Origin of the sequence: Empedobacter tilapiae, from assembly GCF_004785645.1 — a bacterium.
Lineage (GTDB): Bacteria > Bacteroidota > Bacteroidia > Flavobacteriales > Weeksellaceae > Empedobacter > Empedobacter tilapiae.
The window spans coordinates 321,553-341,587 of the sequence record NZ_SRPE01000001.1; the positions used below are offsets into that span (position 1 = coordinate 321,553).

Annotated in this window: 19 protein-coding genes; 9 read left to right on the plus strand and 10 right to left on the minus strand. The window is 31.0% G+C overall.

The window, feature by feature from the left end; all coding sequences use genetic code 11:
* Window positions 1–70 precede the first annotated feature (70 nt).
* Entirely contained in the window at window positions 71–529 is a 459-nt protein-coding gene (locus tag E4J94_RS01500; protein ID WP_135834130.1) for a hypothetical protein, read from the plus strand.
* 88 nt (window positions 530–617) lie between these two features.
* Here E4J94_RS01500 and E4J94_RS01505 read toward each other — a convergent pair whose 3' ends face one another.
* The 3 genes from E4J94_RS01505 to rpsA all read right to left on the minus strand — a co-directional run bounded on the left by E4J94_RS01505 (window position 618) and on the right by rpsA (window position 4,135).
* The gene (locus tag E4J94_RS01505) at window positions 618–1,625 is read right to left on the minus strand and encodes an EamA family transporter (RefSeq protein ID WP_135834131.1); all 1,008 of its coding nucleotides are present in this window, start codon (window positions 1,623–1,625) and stop codon (window positions 618–620) included.
* Window positions 1,626–1,638: 13 nt separating this feature from the next.
* Complete coding sequence (locus tag E4J94_RS01510) at window positions 1,639–2,115, minus strand: Lrp/AsnC family transcriptional regulator (protein ID WP_135834132.1); 477 nt, start codon at window positions 2,113–2,115, stop codon at window positions 1,639–1,641.
* Window positions 2,116–2,308: 193 nt separating this feature from the next.
* The gene (gene rpsA, locus E4J94_RS01515; protein WP_135834133.1) at window positions 2,309–4,135 is read right to left on the minus strand and encodes a 30S ribosomal protein S1; all 1,827 of its coding nucleotides are present in this window, start codon (window positions 4,133–4,135) and stop codon (window positions 2,309–2,311) included.
* 241 nt (window positions 4,136–4,376) lie between these two features.
* On the opposite strand from rpsA, the gene E4J94_RS01520 reads away from it, so the two are divergent.
* Window positions 4,377–6,008: an ABC1 kinase family protein gene (locus tag E4J94_RS01520; RefSeq protein ID WP_135834134.1), complete on the plus strand. Its 1,632-nt coding sequence runs from the start codon at window positions 4,377–4,379 to the stop codon at window positions 6,006–6,008.
* A 75-nt stretch (window positions 6,009–6,083) separates the two neighbouring features.
* Here the strand turns inward: E4J94_RS01520 and E4J94_RS01525 are convergent, their stop codons facing one another.
* On the minus strand, window positions 6,084–7,574 hold the full coding sequence (locus E4J94_RS01525) for an OmpA family protein (protein WP_135834135.1): 1,491 nt from the start codon (window positions 7,572–7,574) through the stop codon (window positions 6,084–6,086).
* A gap of 66 nt (window positions 7,575–7,640) precedes the next feature.
* Entirely contained in the window at window positions 7,641–8,093 is a 453-nt protein-coding gene (gene smpB / locus E4J94_RS01530) for an SsrA-binding protein SmpB (protein WP_135834136.1), read from the minus strand.
* A 66-nt stretch (window positions 8,094–8,159) separates the two neighbouring features.
* Between smpB and E4J94_RS01535 the strand changes: the two genes are divergently transcribed.
* The 5 genes from E4J94_RS01535 (at window position 8,160) to E4J94_RS01555 (ending at window position 14,376) form a co-directional block, all read left to right on the plus strand.
* Window positions 8,160–9,782, plus strand: coding sequence for an ABC-F family ATP-binding cassette domain-containing protein (locus tag E4J94_RS01535; RefSeq protein WP_135834137.1), 1,623 nt, complete (start codon window positions 8,160–8,162; stop codon window positions 9,780–9,782).
* A 96-nt stretch (window positions 9,783–9,878) separates the two neighbouring features.
* Window positions 9,879–10,637, plus strand: a complete 759-nt coding sequence (locus E4J94_RS01540; protein ID WP_246034229.1) for a sensor histidine kinase — start codon at window positions 9,879–9,881, stop codon at window positions 10,635–10,637.
* Window positions 10,606–11,328, plus strand: a complete 723-nt coding sequence (locus tag E4J94_RS01545; RefSeq protein ID WP_135834138.1) for a LytR/AlgR family response regulator transcription factor — start codon at window positions 10,606–10,608, stop codon at window positions 11,326–11,328. Before E4J94_RS01540 ends, E4J94_RS01545 begins: the two co-directional genes overlap by 32 nt.
* A gap of 99 nt (window positions 11,329–11,427) precedes the next feature.
* Entirely contained in the window at window positions 11,428–13,704 is a 2,277-nt protein-coding gene (locus E4J94_RS01550) for a cation:proton antiporter (RefSeq protein ID WP_135834139.1), read from the plus strand.
* 69 nt (window positions 13,705–13,773) lie between these two features.
* Complete coding sequence (locus E4J94_RS01555) at window positions 13,774–14,376, plus strand: hypothetical protein (RefSeq protein WP_135834140.1); 603 nt, start codon at window positions 13,774–13,776, stop codon at window positions 14,374–14,376.
* Between the two features lie 59 nt (window positions 14,377–14,435).
* On the opposite strand, the gene gyrB is transcribed toward E4J94_RS01555, so the two are convergent.
* The 3 genes from gyrB to E4J94_RS01570 form a co-directional block, all read right to left on the minus strand.
* On the minus strand, window positions 14,436–16,379 hold the full coding sequence (gene gyrB, locus E4J94_RS01560) for a DNA topoisomerase (ATP-hydrolyzing) subunit B (RefSeq protein ID WP_135834141.1): 1,944 nt from the start codon (window positions 16,377–16,379) through the stop codon (window positions 14,436–14,438).
* A gap of 185 nt (window positions 16,380–16,564) precedes the next feature.
* Window positions 16,565–17,191 carry a 16S rRNA (guanine(527)-N(7))-methyltransferase RsmG gene (gene rsmG, locus E4J94_RS01565; RefSeq protein WP_221411274.1) on the minus strand — a complete coding sequence of 209 codons (627 nt, stop codon included), beginning with the start codon at window positions 17,189–17,191 and terminating at the stop codon, window positions 16,565–16,567.
* A 6-nt stretch (window positions 17,192–17,197) separates the two neighbouring features.
* Window positions 17,198–17,644, minus strand: a complete 447-nt coding sequence (locus tag E4J94_RS01570) for a GAF domain-containing protein (protein WP_135834143.1) — start codon at window positions 17,642–17,644, stop codon at window positions 17,198–17,200.
* A gap of 95 nt (window positions 17,645–17,739) precedes the next feature.
* On the opposite strand from E4J94_RS01570, the gene xrtF reads away from it, so the two are divergent.
* The gene (gene xrtF, locus E4J94_RS01575) at window positions 17,740–18,282 is read left to right on the plus strand and encodes an exosortase family protein XrtF (RefSeq protein WP_135834144.1); all 543 of its coding nucleotides are present in this window, start codon (window positions 17,740–17,742) and stop codon (window positions 18,280–18,282) included.
* Window positions 18,272–18,718, plus strand: coding sequence for an exosortase F system-associated membrane protein (locus E4J94_RS01580; RefSeq protein WP_135834145.1), 447 nt, complete (start codon window positions 18,272–18,274; stop codon window positions 18,716–18,718). The genes xrtF and E4J94_RS01580 overlap by 11 nt, the downstream gene beginning before the upstream one ends.
* A 33-nt stretch (window positions 18,719–18,751) precedes the next feature.
* Here E4J94_RS01580 and E4J94_RS01585 read toward each other — a convergent pair whose 3' ends face one another.
* Window positions 18,752–19,069 carry a hypothetical protein gene (locus E4J94_RS01585; protein ID WP_135834146.1) on the minus strand — a complete coding sequence of 106 codons (318 nt, stop codon included), beginning with the start codon at window positions 19,067–19,069 and terminating at the stop codon, window positions 18,752–18,754.
* Between the two features lie 12 nt (window positions 19,070–19,081).
* Window positions 19,082–19,831 (minus strand): 23S rRNA (guanosine(2251)-2'-O)-methyltransferase RlmB, encoded by a 750-nt coding sequence (rlmB, locus tag E4J94_RS01590; RefSeq protein WP_038332636.1) that lies wholly within the window; start codon window positions 19,829–19,831, stop codon window positions 19,082–19,084.
* Window positions 19,832–20,035 lie beyond the last annotated feature (204 nt).

Below are 20,035 nucleotides of genomic sequence, written 5' to 3' on the forward strand. Positions count from 1 at the left end.
TATTCGATATACAAAAGCAGTTCCGAGAAGAGCTGCTTTTTTTTGTAGATTTAACTACTAAATCACAACTATGAAAATAAAATTAATTTTCGCATTAGTTATTCTCTTTTTCTCAATTAATAATTATTCGCAAAACTTTATTAATTATAGAGAAATTGTATTTCAAAATTTTCAACAAGAATATAAAAATAAAAAAAGCATATTTTTAGATTTGAATCCTGATAAGTACAATGTTACAAATTGTTTTAAAGAAGAAAATAAATTAATTCTTAATACAAATGATTTAGAAAATTCTATAAATAAAAGTATCGTAAATTCTAAAAAGTTTAAAATTGTATCTCAGAAAAAATATCCTTTAATAACTATTTCAAACTCTTATATTTTTGAAAATAATTATGACGATTTATATCTATCGCTAGATTATTATTTAGATAAAAACAATGTAAAAACTACAACTTATAAATTATCCAAAACAGGAAAAATAACAGATTATTGTCAAACAAATTTGGGCTTAATTTATTATCATTAAGACATTTATAACTTATAACTCTTTAAAATAGTGAACAAAAAAAGCTTCTAGCGATCGAGAAGCTTTCTTATTAATAATCACATAATATTTAATGTGCATAGCGTTTACGAGAAACAAAATGCAAAATTTTTTGAACTAATTTTGTGTTTTTATAAAGATTCCAATTCATTAATAAAACACTGAACAAAATTACTGCCAAACCGTAAATTTGCAAATGAGTTACGACATCATCTGTAAAAAAATAACTTAAGGCAACAGCTACAATTGGATTAATATAGGCATAAGTAGATACCTCTACCGCCGGACGGTGCTGTAACAACCATACATACGATCCAAAAGCTAAAATAGATCCAAAAGTAACTAAATAAGCCATTGCTAACCAATCTTCAGTCGCTACATTTTCTAAGTTAAAATTTGCGTATTCTCCATTAAACATCGCAACAGTATTGAATAAAATACCAGCTGTAATCATCTGCCAAGCTGTTTTAACCATAATATTCAAATCCTCTTTTGGTTTTGTAACTTCTTTCTTTTGTTTTTCTGTTACATATTTTGAATACAACGAACCTAACGTCCAAGCAATAGAACAAAAGATTAAAACAATCAAACCAATCATGTTTAAAAACTGCTGATCTGCATCTGCATGCACAGTGGTTGTTTGTTCATAAAATAACATTAATACACCGATAAAACCTAATAAGACTCCCAAAACTGTTGGAATACTTGAAAAATTTTGTTTCCATTTTGGTTTATCCAATACAATAAACCAGATAGCTGCAGACGCCGCCATAATAGCGACAATTCCACTTGGTAAAAATTGTTCTGACCAAATTATTCCAGCCATATCAATAAACAACAACATAAAACCTGTAAACATACATTGTTTTACAATTTGTTTATCCCACAGCTTATAACCTCTCATTTTACAATATCCCATCAAAATTGTACTCGCTGCAATAAAACGAAACGAACCCAAAATAAATGGACTAAAACCATGTAAAGCCTTATCTATAAAAAAATAAGTTGATCCCCAAACTACATAAACCACAAAATATGCTGCAATAATCAGCCACTTACTTGGTTGACTCACTTTCATTCAATCTCTATTTTTAAATCGTTGGTATAACGATATTTTGTTCTTCTTTTATTGTTTGTAATACAATTGTTGTTCTCGTAGAAGTTATTCCTCCTATTTTACTTAAATGTTTTCTCATTAAATCTACTAAACCTTCATTATCAGAAGTTCTTACTTTAATCAGATATCCATCATCTCCAGCAATATCATGAACTTCTAAAACCTCCGGAATTTCAGCTAATTGTTTTCCTACAGTTTCATCTCCGATAATATCAACCGTTTTAATAAACATGTACGAAAGTAATTTCTGCCCAACTGCTACAGGATTAATTTTAGCATGATAAGCCAAAATAACTTGCTTATTTTCAAGCTTTTTCACACGTTCTAATATACCAGAAGGTGCCATTCCTAATTCTCTAGCTATATCAGCGTTATTAATACGAGCATTTTCTTGCATTAATCGCATGATTTTCAAGTCAGTAGCATCTAAATTAAATTCAATTTTTTCCATTTCGACTGCAAAATTAAGACTATTTTGAATAATATTCAAAATATATATTAAAAAATGTATGTTATTCTTTATATGATTTTAATCCATAAATTAAATTCATTTTAAATTTAAAATAAGAAAATCATCATTCAAAAAAAAAGCTACCCAAAAACAATGGGTAGCTTTATATTATTTAAAAATTTTAGTTAGAGAATTAGTTTCCTCCTTCTTCCATTTTCTTTTTCAATTCTGCTAATGAATCGATATCTCCTAAAGTAGAAGTTTCGATTGTGTTAGATGAATTATTGTTGTTATTGTTAGATGTTCTCTCAGCTTTAACTTCTTCCTCACGGAAAGTTGCTGTGTGAGAAACTACTACACGACGGAATTCTTTATTGAATTCGATAACTTTGAAAGTTGTTTCTTCACCTTTTTTGATACGAGATCCATCTTCTTTCTCTAATGTACGAGCTGGAGCGAAAGCTTCAACATCAGCATCTTCGAATTGAACTGTAGCTCCTTTGTCAAATACATCAACTGCAACTCCTGTGTGAACTGTACCTACTGCATATTTAGCTTCGTACTGATCCCATGGGTTTTCAGTTAATTGTTTGTGACCTAAAGATAAACGACGAGCTTCTACGTCTAATTCTAAAACTACTACATCTAAGATATCATCAACTGCACAGAATTCTGATGGGTGTTTGATTTTCTTAGTCCAAGATAAGTCAGAGATGTAGATTAATCCGTCAACACCTTCTTCTAATTCTACGAATACACCGAAGTTAGTGAAATTACGAACTTTACCTTTGTGAGTAGAACCTACTGGGTATTTAGTTGTAATATCTGTCCAAGGATCTGGAGTTAATTGTTTGATACCTAAAGACATTTTTCTTTCTTCTCTATCTAAAGTTAAAACTACTGCTTCAACTTCATCACCTACTTTTACGAAATCTTGAGCAGAACGTAAGTGAGTAGACCATGACATTTCAGAAACGTGGATTAAACCTTCTACACCTGGAGCAACCTCAACGAATGCACCGTAGTCAGCTAAAACAACTACTTTTCCTTTAACTTTATCACCAACTTTGATATCAGCATCTAAAGCATCCCATGGGTGAGCTTCTAATTGTTTAATACCTAATTGGATACGAGATTTATCTTCGTCGAAATCTAAGATTACAACGTTGATTTTTTGTCCATCTTCTAAAATTTCAGATGGGTGGTTGATACGAGACCAAGATAAGTCAGTAATGTGGATTAAACCGTCAACACCGCCTAAGTCTACGAATACACCGTAAGATGTGATGTTTTTAACTTCACCTTCTAATACTTGTCCTTTCTCTAATTGAGCAACGATTTCTTTTTTCTGAACTTCGATATCAGCCTCGATTAACGCTTTGTGAGAAACTACTACGTTTTTGAATTCTGGGTTGATTTTAACAACTTTGAACTCCATAGTTTTTCCTACGAATTGTTCGTAATCACGGATTGGTTTAACATCGATTTGAGAACCTGGTAAGAAAGCTTCAATTCCGAATACGTCAACGATCATACCACCTTTAGTACGAGCTTTGATGTAACCGTTAACGATTTCTTGAGAATCGTGTGCTTTGTTAACAGCATCCCATGCATTTAATGTACGAGCTTTTTTGTGAGATAAAATTAATTGTCCATTTTTATCTTCACGTTGATCAACCATTACTTCAACGATATCCCCAACTTTCAAGTCTGAGTTGTAACGGAATTCGTTTAATGAAATAACACCTTCTGATTTGAAGTTGATATCAACGATAGCTTCTTTATCTGTAATACGTACAACTTGTCCTTTGAATACTTCATTCTCATGTAAGTCTTCTAAAGTTGTATCGTACATTTGCTCTAATTCAGCTTTTTCTTTACGATCTTCTTCGTTTAATCCTGATTCGAAAGATTCCCAATCAAATGATTCTGGCGCTACGTTTGCATTAGCAGACGCATCTAATACTGGAGTGTTTAATACAACTTCTTGTACTTCCTCTTGTTTTGTTTCTTTAGACATAATTCTAAAAATTTGTATCTCAATCTATTTTATTTCGGAATCTTCAAATGCAAATAAATGACCGAGAGATGTTTAACTTAATAATTAATCGCTTGATTCCTAAACCATTTTAGCGAGTGCAAAGATAAACAATTATATTTTAATATTTGGAATAATTTTAGATTCAACTCAAATAAATTTAAGATTTTATAAACGAATTACACTCTTGTTTATTCGTAACTTGTAATCGAATCTCAACTTTATGGATAGTCTAAAGAAAATAAAACGATTTTCTAAAATCGTAAAAGTCGTTTCTAAATATGGTTTCGAAGAAATTCTTTCTCGCGGAAATGATTTGTTTCATTCTGACCAAAGCAACGAATTTTTCAACCAATCATTCAATCAACGTTTCCGAATGGCTTTGGAAGAACTTGGTCCGACCTATATAAAATTTGGACAATTATTGAGTAATCGAAAAGATTTGGTTCCTGAATCTTTGGTTGAGGAATTAAAAAAATTGCAAGACAATGTTCCGCCAGAAGAAATTGACATCAAACAAAAAATTAGAGACGAATTTGGAATTGAGCCTGACGAACATTTTCTTTTTATAGAAGAACAACCTTTTGCTGCTGCAAGTATTTCGCAAGTTTATCGCGCAACTTTATTGAATGGAGAAAAAGTTGTTTTCAAAGTAAAACGATCTAATATTCAGAAAATAATTGAGTCCGATTTAGCCTTGATTCGAGATATTGTTCATTTTTTGGAAAAAAAATACGAGAAACTTCAGAAATTATTCATTTCTGAAATCGAAAAATCATTTGAAAATTCAATTTTGAAAGAACTTTCATTAACCAATGAATTTCAAAACATCGAACGTTTCAGAAAAAATTTCGAGAATAGTAAAGATGTTTACGTTCCGAAAACCTACGAAGATTATTCGAACAATAATTTTCTTTGTATGGAATTCATCGAAGGTTTCAAGGTAAATGATGTTGAGCAATTAGAAGCTTTGGGACTTGACCCAAAAAAAATCGTACAGAAAGGTTTTGATATTTATTTGAAACAATTACTTGATGACGGATTTTTTCATGCCGATCCACATCCCGGAAATATTTTTATTTTAAAAGATGGACGACTTGCTTTCATCGATTTTGGTTCAATGGGAATTTTAGCCATTAACGAAAAAGATGCATTAGAAAATGTTGTAATTGATTTTGGATTAAAAAATCCGAAACGAATTGTTCGTTCACTCAAAAAAATGGCGATTAAGCATTACATCGAAAACGAAAAACAATTAGAGCGTGATATTGCAGATATTTTTGATTATTTAGAATACAACACTGTTGATACGATAGAAGTTCAAATCGTCATCAAAAAGTTCAATAATATTCTACAGCGAAATCATGTTTTATTACCCGAATATGTTTATATTTTACTACGCGGTATTGCACTTATAGAAGGAATTGGACAACAATTACACGCTGATCTTAACGTACAACGTTCGATGCGTCCATATGCAGTAAAATTAGCTCGACAAAAATTTCATCCAAAATATTTGAGTAAAAAAGCTATTGATAATTTCAAAGATATTCAAGATTTAATCAACGATTTGCCAGAAGACACATTGAAATTAATTGAAAAAGTAAACAATGATAAATTGGCTTTAAACTTCAAGATTGATCAAATAGATAATATTCAGAAATTAATAAAAGACAGTATTAATAAACTGGTTTTAGCCATTCTTACTTTAGCTTTCGGAATTGGAGCAAGTATGCTTGCTAACACTACTGTTCGTCCAATGATTTTGGACATGCCATTACTTTCTTGGATTGGATATTTACTATCAGTGTTTACAGCTTGTTGTATCATTATATTGGTTTTTAGAAAGAAATAATTAATCCTAATTTCATAAAAATAAAATAGCCACCTCAATGAGGTGGCTATTTTTGTATATTATCGTTTTAAAGAATTATTTTTTCTTTTTGATAACTTTAGTTTCTGTTACTGTCGCTGTTTTTGGTAATACCTCAACACGTCTGTTTTTTTGGTAACACTCTTCAGTGTTTTCAGTACATAATAATTGAGATTTTCCTAATCCACGAGCAGTTAAACGAGACTTATCAACTCCACCTCTTTCAGCTAAAATATTAACTAATGCTTGAGCACGTTTTAAAGATAATGTTTTGTTGTAAGCATCTTTACCTCTTTGGTCAGCATGTCCGTCAATGTAGAAGCTTTTCTCTTTTAAATCATCAGAATTTAAAATTTGAGCAGCTACACGTACATCTTCATAAGAAGAAGGAACAATTTTATCAGAGTTATATTCGAATAAAATGTTAGATAAACGTTTTGCTACGTGAACTTCTGTCCATGGACATCCGTTGTTTTCTTTTGGTCCTTTAACTGTTGGACAAGCATCATCTTTATCTGGAATACCGTCTCCGTCTGTATCTGGACATCCATTAAACTCAGCTAAACCAAATTCTGTTGGACATTCATCATCTTTATCTAAGATTCCATCATTGTCTGTATCTGGCCAAGGACATCCATTATTTTCAACTGGACCAGCTACTGTTGGACAAGCATCATCTTTATCTGGAACACCATCACCATCTGTATCTGGACAACCTTGGAATTCAGCTAAACCAAATTCTGTTGGACAAGCATCATCTTTATCAAAGATTCCATCACCATCTGTATCTGGACATCCATTTGTTGCAGGATCACCTGTAGCGATACCTGGAGTGTCTGGACATGCATCTTCATCATCAGGAATACCATCATTATCTCTATCTTGTTTTCCAAAACGGAAAGTAACACCTACTGTGTGTTGAAAGAAGTCAAAATAGTTATTTCCTCCATAAGCTGGTAGCCAGTTATAATCAGATGCAATGTTTAAACCAAAGTTTTTAGTAAACCAAAAGTTCATACCAGCACCTAAAGAAGCTACGAAATGGTTTTTCTCTAAATCTTCAACTTCAGTTAACATTGTAAACTCTTCTCCATTTCCATTTCCATAGTAAGATTTTAATGGAAATTCTAATCCTGTGTAATCATATCTGTGGTAACCAGCTCCTACACGGATATATGGATCAAACCAAGAATCTTCTTTTAAGATATAACCATTAGCTAATTTATAGCGTAAACCTAAACCAGCATTGATGAATAATTCATCTTTAACACGTAATCTGTTATTGTCAACTTCACCTACAGAAGCAGTTAAATCAACATCAAAAGATCTGTTTAAATTACGAATAATAGACAATTTAGATAAAGGAGGAACTATATCCCAGTTATCTGTTTTAAAATACTGGTTGAATGGTCCAGTTGCCGAGTTGTGATCAACAGCGTGAGCACCAACTGTAATTGCCCAAGGATTCTTAGAATTCTGAGCATCTACAAAAGAATTACCCGCTAGGAATAATACTACTGCAGATAATAATAGATTAAACTTTTTCATTATCAAATATTTAGCGTTTTAAATATATTAAATTTTATGTAATTTTTATACAATTATAAGACAAATTTAAGAATTCTTTATCATTCTATCCAAATCTCTTTTCAAATCTTTTCCTTTTATTGTATTTCTTTTGTCAAAAAGTTTCTTTCCTTTTGCCAAATATATCTTCAATTTTGCCAACCCTCTGTTGTTTATAAACAGCGTGGTTGCTACAATTGTCAATCCTGTCTCTTTTGTTTTGCGTTCTAATTTTCGCAACTCAGACTTTTGTAATAAAAGTTTTCTATCTCGTCTAGTTTTATGATTAAAGTATGTTCCCCAATCATACTCATCAATAAACATATTAATGATATAGAGTTCTCCGTCCTTCATTTGGCAAAAACTTTCTGTAATCGAAGCCTTTCCCATACGAATAGATTTTATTTCAGTTCCAAATAATTGGATGCCGGCTTCGTAAGAATCTAATAATTCATACTCAAACCTTGCACGTTTATTCTTAATCGTAACTTCTTTTTGCACTTTATTTTATTCCAATTAAAATTTGTAACTTTGCCGAAAGGTCAAACAAACATCATACCAAAAATTATGTTAAATGTTTCTAATTTATCGCTTCAATTCGGCAAGCGTGTACTTTTCGACGAAGTTAATATAAAATTTACAAATGGCAACTGTTACGGGATAATTGGTGCCAATGGAGCAGGAAAATCTACTTTCTTAAAAATATTATCAGGTGAAATCGATCCAACTTCAGGACAAGTTAGTCTTGAAAAAGGAAAACGTATGTCCGTTTTAGAGCAGAATCACTTCAAATATGACGAATACACAGTATTGGATACTGTTTTACGAGGAAATAAAGTATTATACGATATTAAAGAACGTATGGATGCTTTATATGCAAAAGAAGACTTTTCTGAAGAAGACGGTATCAAAGCAGGAGAATTAGGCGTTGTTTATGAAGAAATGAACGGATGGAATGCAGAATCTGATGCAGCTACATTATTATCGAATGTAGGAATAGATTCGGATATGCATTATACATTAATGGGAGATTTAGATAATAAAGCGAAAGTTCGTATTTTGATTGCGCAAGCTTTATTTGGAAATCCTGATGTATTAATCTTAGATGAGCCTACCAACGAATTGGACGTTAATACAATTCAATGGTTAGAGGATTTCTTAGGTAATTTCGAGAATACTGTAATCGTTGTATCGCACGACCGTCACTTCTTAGACGCGGTTTGTACGCATATTTGTGATTTAGATTTCTCTAAATTAAATCTATATTCTGGTAACTATACATTCTGGTACGAGTCTTCTCAGTTAGCTGCAAAACAACGTGCACAACAAAATAAAAAAGCAGAAGAAAAGAAAAAGGAATTACAAGATTTCATTGCTCGTTTCTCTTCTAACGTTGCTAAAGCTAAGCAAACAACTTCTCGTAAGAAAATGATCGAGAAATTAAATATCGAAGATATCAAACCTTCTTCTCGCCGATATCCAGCACTTATATGGGAACAATCTCGTGAGGCTGGTGATCAAATCTTAGAAGTGAACAATTTATCTGCTTCTGTAGATGGAGAAGTTTTATTTAAAGATGCGAACATCAACTTGAAAAAAGGTGATAAAATTGGTATTTTCTCTCGTAACTCGAAAGCAGTTTCTCAATTTTTTGAAATTCTTTCAGGAAAAGCTCAGCCAGATTCTGGAGATTTTACTTGGGGAATCACAACAACACAAGCGTATTTACCTTTAGATAATACAGATTTCTTTAAAGAAGATATCAACTTAGTTGATTGGTTACGTCAATATACAGATTCTGACGAGGAGCGCCACGAAGAGTTTATGCGTGGTTTCTTAGGAAAAATGTTATTCTCAGGAGACGAAGCTCTTAAAAAATCTTCTGTTTTATCAGGAGGTGAAAAAATGCGTTGCATGTTCTCTCGCATGATGTTATTACGCGCAAACGTACTATTATTAGACGAACCAACAGGTCACTTAGACTTAGAATCGATTACGGCATTAAATAACTCTTTGGTTAATTTCAAAGGAACAATTTTAATGGGTTCTCATGACCACGAATTGATTCAAACAACTTGTAATCGTATTATAGAATTAACTCCAAACGGAATCATCGATCGTTATATGACGTATGATGAATTCTTAGATGATCCAAAAGTAAAAGAATTAAAAGCAAAATATTACGCTTAATAATTTCTTTCACAATATTTCTAAAAATCCAGAAGGTTCTACTTTCTGGATTTTTTTTATTTAAAAAAATTCTATCTTTGAGTTAGAATTTTTCACATGATTCAACTTCCTACAATATTACTTTATCTCATTATTGCATTGATTATTTTTCTAATCATTATGATTACATATTTAATTAATTCATTAAAATCTGAGAAAAAAATAAGTCAAGAACAAACGCAACGTTTAGATAATTTATCCACTAAAGTTGATGAGTTAAAACTAGAGTCATATGAAGCGAAACTGAATCCTCATTTATTCAAAAACATTCTCAATTCTATCCAGTCAAATGCTTATCAAACCTATTATACGATTGATAAATTGGCAAATGTGTTGGATTATATTCTGTACGAAAGCAAAGACAATTTTGTGACGATAAAAGATGAAATAGATTTCACTAAAAACTTTATTGAAATAAATAAAGTAAAAGTTTCGCCTTTGTTTGATTTTCAAGTTAAAACGAAAATTGATGAAACCTCACCTTATTATCAAGAAAAAATTATTTTACCTTTATTAAGTATTGATTTTATTGAAAATGCTTTCAAACATACCGATTTTCAACAAGCCAATTCATTCATAAAAATTATGCTTGAACTGAATAATAAATCATTTCAAATTCAAGTCATCAATAAAATTTCTCCAAAAAATAGTTTAAAAAAAGAAACTGGCGGACATGGAAGTCAATCATTAAAACATCGCTTGAAAATGGTTTATGGAGACAACTTTTCTCTTTCTAAAACTGTTGAACAAGATATGTTTATCGCCAACTTAAAAATAAATCTACATGAGTTTTACACTAAAATGCATACTAATTGACGACGAAATTCTTGGATTAAAGTATTTGAAAATGTTGTGCGAACAGATGGAGGATATCGAAGTTGTAAAAGCTTATGTTGATCCAGAATTGTTCATAAACGAAATTGAAAACTTAGATTTTGACTTTTGTATTTTGGATATCGAAATGCCTAAAATTAATGGTTTACAAATCGCTAATTTATTAAAGGAAAAACCTTTTATTTTTTCTACTGCTTACAAAGAATATGCTGTTGATGCTTTCGATTTGGATGCAACAGATTATATTCAAAAACCTATTAAAAAAGAACGTTTACAACAAGCTGTTGACAAAGTAAAAAAACGTTTACAAAATAATTTTTCTTCACAAAATAATTTTGTGCAATTAAACTCAGACAAAGGGAAGATTTTATTACAGTTTAATCAAATTGTGTACATCACAACTTCTACCGTTGACAGCCGTGACAAAGTCGTTTATTATCAAGATTTATCGTTCTTAATTTTGAAAAATATCACACTCGATGCATTATCAGAAATGCTACCTGAAAAAGATTTTGTCCGCATCAATAAACGAGAAATAATTAGCTTGCATCATATTAAATATTTTCACTCAGACAACGTTACTTTAGATGTTTTATCGAAAGATAATAAAGAAATTAATTTGGTGTTAAGTGAAGTTTACAAAGCTAATTTTATTGCTCAAATTTCAATTTGATTACAAAAAAAAACCATTTCATTACATTTTACTCGAGTTTAAAAAATATTTGATATTTTTCTGTAAATTAATTTCAGATTTTTGTTGAAAATTAATGCCATGAAAAAATCGACAAGAAACTCAATTTTTTACATCGTAACAATTCTACTTTGTTCTCTAATGATGTATTTTATTGTAATTAAGGCTGAAGAAATGGAAGCTGGCAAACATGTAATCCATGCTACTAGTGAGAGCAATTACTTCAATGATTTCATTAATAGTATAACACATAACATTGGGCATCCTCTTGCTATTTTATTAGCACAAATTGTAACAATAATTTTTACAGCAAGAGTTTTTGGATGGATTTTCAATAAAATTGGACAACCAACTGTAATCGGAGAAATAATTGCTGGTATTTTTCTAGGTCCTTCTTTTATAGGAATGCATTTTCCAGAATTTTTTGGAAATCTCTTTCCAAAAGAATCTTTAGGAAATTTAGAATTCATCAGTCAAATAGGTTTGATTCTATTTATGTATGTCATAGGAATGGAATTAGATCTAAAAGTGTTAAAGAAAAACGCGCAAGACGCCATTGTTATTAGTCATGCAAGTATTATTATTCCATTTACACTTGGTTTAGCTCTAGCTGGATTAATTTATATGGAGTTTGCTCCAGAAGGAATTAACTTTTTGTCATTCGCTTTATTTATAGGAATATCTATGAGTATTACAGCTTTTCCTGTATTAGCCCGTATTGTACAAGAACGAGGCATAAGCAAAACCCGTTTAGGTTCTATTGTAATTACTTGTGCTGCTGCTGACGATATAACGGCTTGGTGTTTATTAGCCGCTGTTATAGCAATTGTAAAAGCTGGATCATTTATTAGCTCTATTTACGTTATTTTACTTGCTATTGTTTATGTAATTGCAATGATAAAATTCGTGCGCCCTTTTCTAAAGCGTATTGCTGATGTACATTCGAGTAAAACAACACTTACGAAACCAATTATCGGAATCTTTTTCTTAGTCTTAATTATTTCTTCTTACTTAAGCGAAATTATCGGTATTCATGCCTTATTTGGTGCTTTCCTTGCAGGAACTATTATGCCTGAAAACATTAAATTCAGAAATCTATTCATCGAAAAAATAGAAGATGTAGCTTTAGTACTATTATTACCATTATTCTTTGTTTTTACAGGTCTACGAACTCAAATAGGATTATTAGATAGCTCGCATTTATGGCAAACTACAGGATTAATTATTTTAGTTGCTGTAACTGGAAAATTCATCGGAAGTGCAATTGCCGCCAAGTTTGTTGGACAAAACTGGAAAGATAGTTTAACTATTGGTGCCTTGATGAATACGCGAGGTTTAATGGAATTAGTTGTACTAAATATTGGTTACGATTTAGGAGTTTTAACTCCAGAAATTTTTGCAATGATGGTTATTATGGCTTTAGTAACAACATTCATGACAGGACCTGCTTTAGATTTGATTAATTGGGTTTTTAGAAAACAAAAGACAGAAAATGAATTAACTGAAATTAGCCAAAGTCAAAAATATAAGATTTTAATTGATTTTCAAACACCAGAAAAAGGTGCTGAGTTGTTACGAGTTGCAAATAGCTTTATTAAAAATCAAGATGATAATTCGCTTGTAACTGCTATTCACGTGATGAAAAGTAGTGAAGTTCAACATTTCAATCTTGAAGAAAGAGAAACTGAAATATTTGAGCCAATTATTGAAGTTTCAGAAGAATTACATCAAGATGTGACAACAATGTTTAAAGTATCTACAGACATCGTTTTTGATACAATTGATGTTGCGCAAAAAGGTGATTATGATTTGATGTTAATGGGTGTAAGAAACTCTATTTATTCAGGTTCTTTATTGGGAAATATTTTAGGATTTACAACAAAAATTATTGATCCAGATATTTTAATTGGTCAAGTTACAGGTAAAGAGAATATGTTTGATCATTCTGTTTTCAACGAAAGAACAAAACAATTATTAAATAAATCGACCGTTCCTGTTGGAATTGTTTTGGACAAAAATTTTACGAAAGCAGAAAAAGTCTTTCTTCCTCTTTTTGGGAATAAAGATGCTGATTTATTGAAATATGCTCAGCGACTAATTTCAAATAGTGAATCTCAAGTTATTATTGTAGACGTTAGCGGTTACACAAAACGACATTCTGAAGTAAAAGAAATTATTCGTAGTATCGAAAATATTGCACCAAATCATATTAGTCTTTCGTATAAACAACAATTGGATAAGGAGTTTTTGGATGAAATGGATTTGATGATGATTAGTATGGAAAGTTGGAAAAACTTAATCGAAACAAAAAGTATTTGGATTTCGAATGTTCCAACAACTTTGATTATTTCGGAGTAGAGGAAAATATTTATATTAGTAGAAAATATTATTTAAAACATTTAGCAATAAAATTAATATAAATTAAACATGAAAAAAATAGTAATCATTTTCTTTATAATTATATCATCGAATTTATTAGCTCAAAAAACTGAAACATATAATAGTTTTATTAAAGAATTAAAAAAAGATTCTAAAATCGATAAGAATGATAAAACTGTTTACAATCTTCTCAACAACTTTTATGACGAGATGCTACAGTCTGACACAGGTGGTATAAAACCTGAAACACTTAAGAAAATTACAGATTTTTATGCAAACAAAGATTCAAAGAACAAACAAATTTTGAATATGTTTATAGCATATCAAAATAATATAAGTGATGCTGTTGCTAATGGAAGTATACCAGATTCAAAATTTCAATTAGAGTTAATAAATGATTTACAAGAAGAAATTAAAAACACCTATAGTGACATTCCTGTTATTGTATTAATTTATAATATTGAAGCTTTAAGCTTAGATAACCAATCAAAAGAATCTGCAAATTTAATTGAATCAAGTCTTAAAAGTTTTCCAAATTCTATACCTTTAAAAGTCTATAAATACTTATCATCAAAAGATGAGAAAATAAAAAATGACTTAGTTAAAAATCATTCTGAACATTGGATGGTTCAACAATTTGGAATAAAATAAAATACAACAAAAAAATCCAGCTTTTCAGCTGGATTTTTCGTTTTATATTTTCAAAAAGATTAAATATCAATTTTTGCGTAATGCGCATTTTTCTCGATAAACTCACGACGAGGCGGAACATCATCACCCATTAACATAGAAAATACACGATCTGCTTCTGTAGCATTATCAATCGTTACTTTACGTAATGTTCTATGCTGCGGATTAAGTGTTGTATCCCATAATTGCTCTGCGTTCATTTCTCCTAAACCTTTGTATCGTTGAATTGTAACACCTTTACCTGAACCATCCGTAGAAAATTCAGCTGTTATACGTTCACGATCTTTCTCATCCCAAGCATATTCTCCTTTTGCTCCTTTCTTAATTAAATACAAAGGAGGTGTTGCAATATAAATATGTCCTTGCTCGATTAATTCTTTCATATAACGGAAGAAGAATGTCAAAATTAATGTCGCGATGTGAGAACCATCGACGTCGGCATCGGTCATAATTACAACCTTATGATAACGTAATTTTGAGATATTAAGTGCTTTCGAATCTTCTTCAGTTCCGATTGTCACACCTAAAGCTGTATATATATTTTTAATCTCTTCGTTATCCAAAACTTTATGCGCCATCGCTTTTTCAACATTTAAGATTTTACCACGTAATGGCAAAATTGCTTGAAAATGACGATCACGACCTTGTTTTGCAGTTCCTCCGGCAGAATCTCCCTCGACTAAGAATAACTCAGATTCTTCTGGTTTACGAGAAGAACAATCTGCTAATTTCCCTGGCAATCCGCTTCCTCCCATTGGATTTTTGCGTTGTACCATTTCACGAGCTTTCTTAGCCGCTTGACGAGCTTTTGCAGCTAAAATTACTTTATCAACAATTATTTTAGCTTCAGCTGGATTTTCTTCTAAGAAATTTGTTAACATTTCTGCTACGATTTTATCAACCGCAGGAGAAACTTCAGAGTTTCCTAATTTAGTTTTCGTTTGCCCTTCAAATTGAGGCTCCATTACTTTTACTGAAATAACTGCTGTTAATCCTTCACGGAAGTCATCTCCAACAATTTCAACTTTTTCTTTTGCAAGATTAAAGTTTTCTTCAGCATATTTTTTCAATGTACGTGTCAACGCGCGACGAAAACCAGATAAATGTGTTCCACCTTCATGTGTATTGATATTGTTTACATATGAATGTACATTTTCGTTATATGATGTATTGTATCGCATTGCAACCTCAACTGGAATTCCATCACGTTCACCTTCCATGAAGATTACTTTATCCATGATAGATTCGCGGCTACCGTCGATAAACTCAACAAATTCTTTTAATCCTTCTTCAGAATGAAAAGTTTCTGTAACAGGATTACCTTCTTCGTCTTTGTTACGTTCATCAACCAATACAATATTGATTCCTTTATTCAAGAAAGCTAATTCACGTAAACGATTTGCTAAAGTAGAATAGTTATATTCTCTAATTTCTTGAAAAATAGTATCATCGGGAGTAAAAGTTACTGTTGTTCCGCTCTTATCAGTCGTTCCCACTTCTTTTACATCATACAAAGGTTTTCCTTTTGAATACTCTTGAATATATTGCTTTCCATTCTTGAAAACTTCTGCTGATAAATGGTTAGAAAGTGCATTAACACACGAAACTCCAACACCGTGCAAACCTCCAGAAACTTTGTATGTATCTTTATCAAACTTACCTCCTGCACCAATTTTAGTCATTACAACTTCTAATGCAGATTTCCCTTCTTTTTTATGTAAGTCGACAGGAATACCACGTCCGTTATCTTCTACACGAATCGAGTTTCCTTCTAAAATTGTTACCTTGATTGTATCACAGTATCCTGCTAAAGCTTCATCAATAGAGTTATCAACAACCTCGTAAACTAAGTGGTGTAATCCTCTAACTCCGACGTCTCCAATGTACATCGATGGACGAAGACGTACGTGCTCCATTCCTTCTAACGCTTGGATATTATCCGCCGTATATGTGTTATTACTCATAATATGTCTCTAACTTTTTTAAACAAACAAATATAGTGAATTTTGACGAGAAAACCTCTTAAAAAGAACTTAAAGTATTGGATAAAATAACGTTTAACATTGTTTTTATTTATTTTCAATAATTCATAAAATTAAAAATCCGAAATCAATTTGATTTCGGATTTCAAGTATATAATTTATATAAATTAAATATCTTTTTTTTCTAAGTAAACGACCTTTTTCGTTTCGAAAAAATCTTCCTCAAAAAAGTTTTGAATATCAAATAAAACAGCATTAGGAAAACCTGCTAATTCTTCTGTCAAATCGCCTCCTTTTAGATATAATAAACCATTTGGAAAAGGATTAATAGCTTCTTTTTTGAATTTCCCACGAATCCATTCTGCAAATCTTGGCATCGCTGTCACCGCACGAGAAACAACAAAATCATATTTATCTGTTAACTCTTCAGCACGTTTCTGTTCAGCTTTTACATTCGTCAAACCTAAACCATCAGCCACACCTTTTACAACCTTGATTTTTTTTCCGATAGAATCTACCAAATGAAACTGAACATTCGGGAATAAAATTGCTAACGGAATCCCTGGTAATCCTCCTCCAGTTCCTACATCCAGAACAGAGGAACCATCTGCAAATTCCATCACTTTTGCAATCGCTAATGAATGTAAAATATGATTCGTATAAATTTCGTCGATATCTTTTCGAGAAACAACATTTATTTGGTCGTTCCATTCTTTGTATAAATCACCAACTTTCGAAAATTGCTCGATTTGTTTTTCCGTTAAATCAGGAAAATATTTTAAAATTAAATCAATCATTGTTTAAATAATTTCTGAAACACGTAAACAAACGTAATCTAACAACTTTGTATCATCTTCTGTAAACGGATTTATTTTGTGCGAATCGATGTCAATTTGCCCAATATTTTCTCCATTTTTGAAAATTGGAACAACAATTTCAGCTTTCGTTTCTATTGAACAAGCCAAATAATTATCTTGAGCATAAACGTCTGGCACAACAAAAGTTTCGTTAGATTCAGCCACTTGCCCACAAATGCCTTTACCATAAGGAATTATTGTATGATCAGTTGCCGCTCCAACATAAGGGCCAAGTTTTAGTTCATTTTTATCTCCATTCTTGAAATAAAATCCCACCCAATTGTAGTATTCAACTTCGTCACTTAACAATTGACAAATCTTTTGTAATCTGTCTTCCGTAGAAATTGCGCTATCAATTATGATATCCACGCGTTTATGTAAATCTTGCATTTTGTTACTTCTAAAAAAGCAAATTTATTGATTAATCATAACTTAATCAAAAGTTGATGTTTTTCATTTATATTTGTTCGAGATTTTTTAACAAAATGAAAGAATTTAAACCATTATTATTATTCCTTGCACGTTTTTTAGGAACTTACATTATTTTAAGTTTAGTTTATAAATTGTATTTGGATCAGTATTTACCACACAATAATCCTGATCCGTTTACAAAATTAACTTCTGATGTTACAGCTTTTTGGTTGAACAAGTGTGGTTTTTTTACTTTTTCTAATATTGCAGAAAATCAGCCTTGGATGCGTTTGGTAATGGACGGACAAGTTGCCTCTATTGTAAATGAAGGTTGTAATGCGATTTCTATTTTGATAATTTTTGTAGCGTTTATAGTTGCTTTTTACACGAATTTCAAGCAAACTTTTTTGTTTATTTTATCAGGTTTAGCAATTCTTTTTGTGATGAATATTTCGAGAATTATGTTGCTAAATTATATTTTTAGATATCACAACGAATATGGTAAAATGGCACACGATTATTTATTTCCAGCAATTATTTATGGTTCAATTGTGATTCTTTGGATTGTTTGGATTAAGTCTTTTGTAACAAAATACAATAAGCAAAATGTCAAATAAATATTTACGTTACGCAATTGCTATTTTACTTGTTTTTGGATTGATATTAGTCCGAAAATTTGAAGAGTTTTTATTTTATGATCCTTTCTTAGAATACTTTCATTTTGTTGGACATTCAAAATTCCCTGAAATTGATTTACCAAAATTGAACGCGAGCCTTATGGTTCGCTATCTTATCAATACATTATTAACTGTATTAATTATTTGGTTTATTTTCTGGAAAAAAAATTACGTTAAATTCTCTATCATTATTATGATTATCGGATTAATCGTTCTTTTACCAATATATAATTATTTGATTTCGACATATTTTTCATCAGGCGAAATGGTTTTCTTTTATGTTAGAAGATTTCTCATTCAGCCAATGTTTTTATTGATTTTAGTTCCTTGTTTTTATTACCAAGAAATACAAAATAAAAAAACGATCGAAAATTAATTCTCGATCGTTTTTTTTTATCTAATTTATCTATTACAATAAACCTGATTCATCTTTTTCTTGTTGCACATCTAACTTTGCTTGCTCTTTTGCGGCAGCTTCTTGTGCTTTTTGTTCTGCAACTTTACGTTTTTCTTCGTTTGCAATTTCTGCATTTGCTTTATTCACCGCTTTGTATTTATAAAGCCAGCCTAAAAATCCTCCCAGAATAAATCCGACACCAGCACCTCCAGTAATTCCTACCAAAAATTCTTTATTCGAAAATAATCTAGAAACATCCAAATTTGTAAAATAATACATTGCAACACTAATCGCAATCAACAAAAATCCAATAAAAGTAGAATAGGTCATCGTTATATGTTTTTAAAATAAATCTTGTAACATTCTTTGGCGAACAGCTTCGTACAAAATCGCTCCAGCCGCAACAGAAACATTCAATGAAGCAGTTTGCCCAGCCATAGGTAATTTAATAATTTTATCTGAAATTTTAATAATAGAATCCGAAACTCCATCTTCCTCACTTCCCATGACAATAGCTGCAGGAACAGAGAAATCTGCATCGTAAATAAATTCAGCTGATTTTTCAGAAGCACTAAAAATTGAGATTCCAGCCGATTGTAAATATTTAATAACATTCACTAAATTTCCTTCTTTACAAACCGGAATATTATACAACGCTCCTGTAGAAGTTTTGATTGCATCTGCATTTACAGAAGCCGAACCTTTTGCTGGAATAATAATTGCATCAACACCAACACATTCTGCAGTACGAGCGATTGCACCAAAATTACGAACATCAGAAACACGATCTAAAATCAAAATAAAAGGCGTTTTTCCTTGTTCCCAAATTTGAGGTAATACATTTTCGATTGAATCAAATTCAATTGGAGAAACGAATGCGTAAACACCTTGGTGATTTTTTCCAGTAAAACGATTTAGTTTTTCTAAAGGCACATAACTTACAGGAATTTCATATTCAGTGATTAATTTTCTCAATTCTGAAAAAATTTCTCCTTGTAAACCTTTTTGAATAAAAATTTTGTCGATTGTTTTCCCTGCTTCAATCGCTTCTATTACTGGTCTTAAACCAAAAATTCCTGCTTCGTTTTTCATAAATGCAAAGATAAAAAAATTATACGTAACTATTTACCAATCCTTCTTCTCAATTGTTGTAAATAATTTGGAAAGCTCATATACAACATGCAACCAATGACAATTAGCGAAATCATTGAGATTAAATTTAGTTTGAGATGAATGATTTTGGACACAAAAACAACCACCAAAATAACATTAAATAAGGTTTGGAAATAAAAATGT

Bases quoted from the DNA above. Each gene is read 5' to 3' on its own strand.
- E4J94_RS01505 (WP_135834131.1), bottom strand. From the start codon at position 1,625: ATGAAAGTGAGTCAACCAAGTAAGTGGCTGATTATTGCAGCATATTTT.
- E4J94_RS01525 (WP_135834135.1), bottom strand. From the start codon at position 7,574: ATGAAAAAGTTTAATCTATTATTATCTGCAGTAGTATTATTCCTAGCG.
- E4J94_RS01555 (WP_135834140.1), top strand. From the start codon at position 13,774: ATGAAAAAAATAGTAATCATTTTCTTTATAATTATATCATCGAATTTA.
- E4J94_RS01585 (WP_135834146.1), bottom strand. From the start codon at position 19,069: ATGACCTATTCTACTTTTATTGGATTTTTGTTGATTGCGATTAGTGTT.
- xrtF (WP_135834144.1), top strand. From the start codon at position 17,740: ATGAAAGAATTTAAACCATTATTATTATTCCTTGCACGTTTTTTAGGA.
- E4J94_RS01540 (WP_246034229.1), top strand. From the start codon at position 9,879: ATGATTCAACTTCCTACAATATTACTTTATCTCATTATTGCATTGATT.
- E4J94_RS01520 (WP_135834134.1), top strand. From the start codon at position 4,377: ATGGATAGTCTAAAGAAAATAAAACGATTTTCTAAAATCGTAAAAGTC.
- E4J94_RS01545 (WP_135834138.1), top strand. From the start codon at position 10,606: ATGAGTTTTACACTAAAATGCATACTAATTGACGACGAAATTCTTGGA.
- rpsA (WP_135834133.1), bottom strand. From the start codon at position 4,135: ATGTCTAAAGAAACAAAACAAGAGGAAGTACAAGAAGTTGTATTAAAC.
- E4J94_RS01570 (WP_135834143.1), bottom strand. From the start codon at position 17,644: ATGCAAGATTTACATAAACGCGTGGATATCATAATTGATAGCGCAATT.
- rlmB (WP_038332636.1), bottom strand. From the start codon at position 19,831: ATGAAAAACGAAGCAGGAATTTTTGGTTTAAGACCAGTAATAGAAGCG.
- gyrB (WP_135834141.1), bottom strand. From the start codon at position 16,379: ATGAGTAATAACACATATACGGCGGATAATATCCAAGCGTTAGAAGGA.
- E4J94_RS01550 (WP_135834139.1), top strand. From the start codon at position 11,428: ATGAAAAAATCGACAAGAAACTCAATTTTTTACATCGTAACAATTCTA.
- E4J94_RS01535 (WP_135834137.1), top strand. From the start codon at position 8,160: ATGTTAAATGTTTCTAATTTATCGCTTCAATTCGGCAAGCGTGTACTT.
- E4J94_RS01580 (WP_135834145.1), top strand. From the start codon at position 18,272: ATGTCAAATAAATATTTACGTTACGCAATTGCTATTTTACTTGTTTTT.
- E4J94_RS01510 (WP_135834132.1), bottom strand. From the start codon at position 2,115: ATGGAAAAAATTGAATTTAATTTAGATGCTACTGACTTGAAAATCATG.
- E4J94_RS01500 (WP_135834130.1), top strand. From the start codon at position 71: ATGAAAATAAAATTAATTTTCGCATTAGTTATTCTCTTTTTCTCAATT.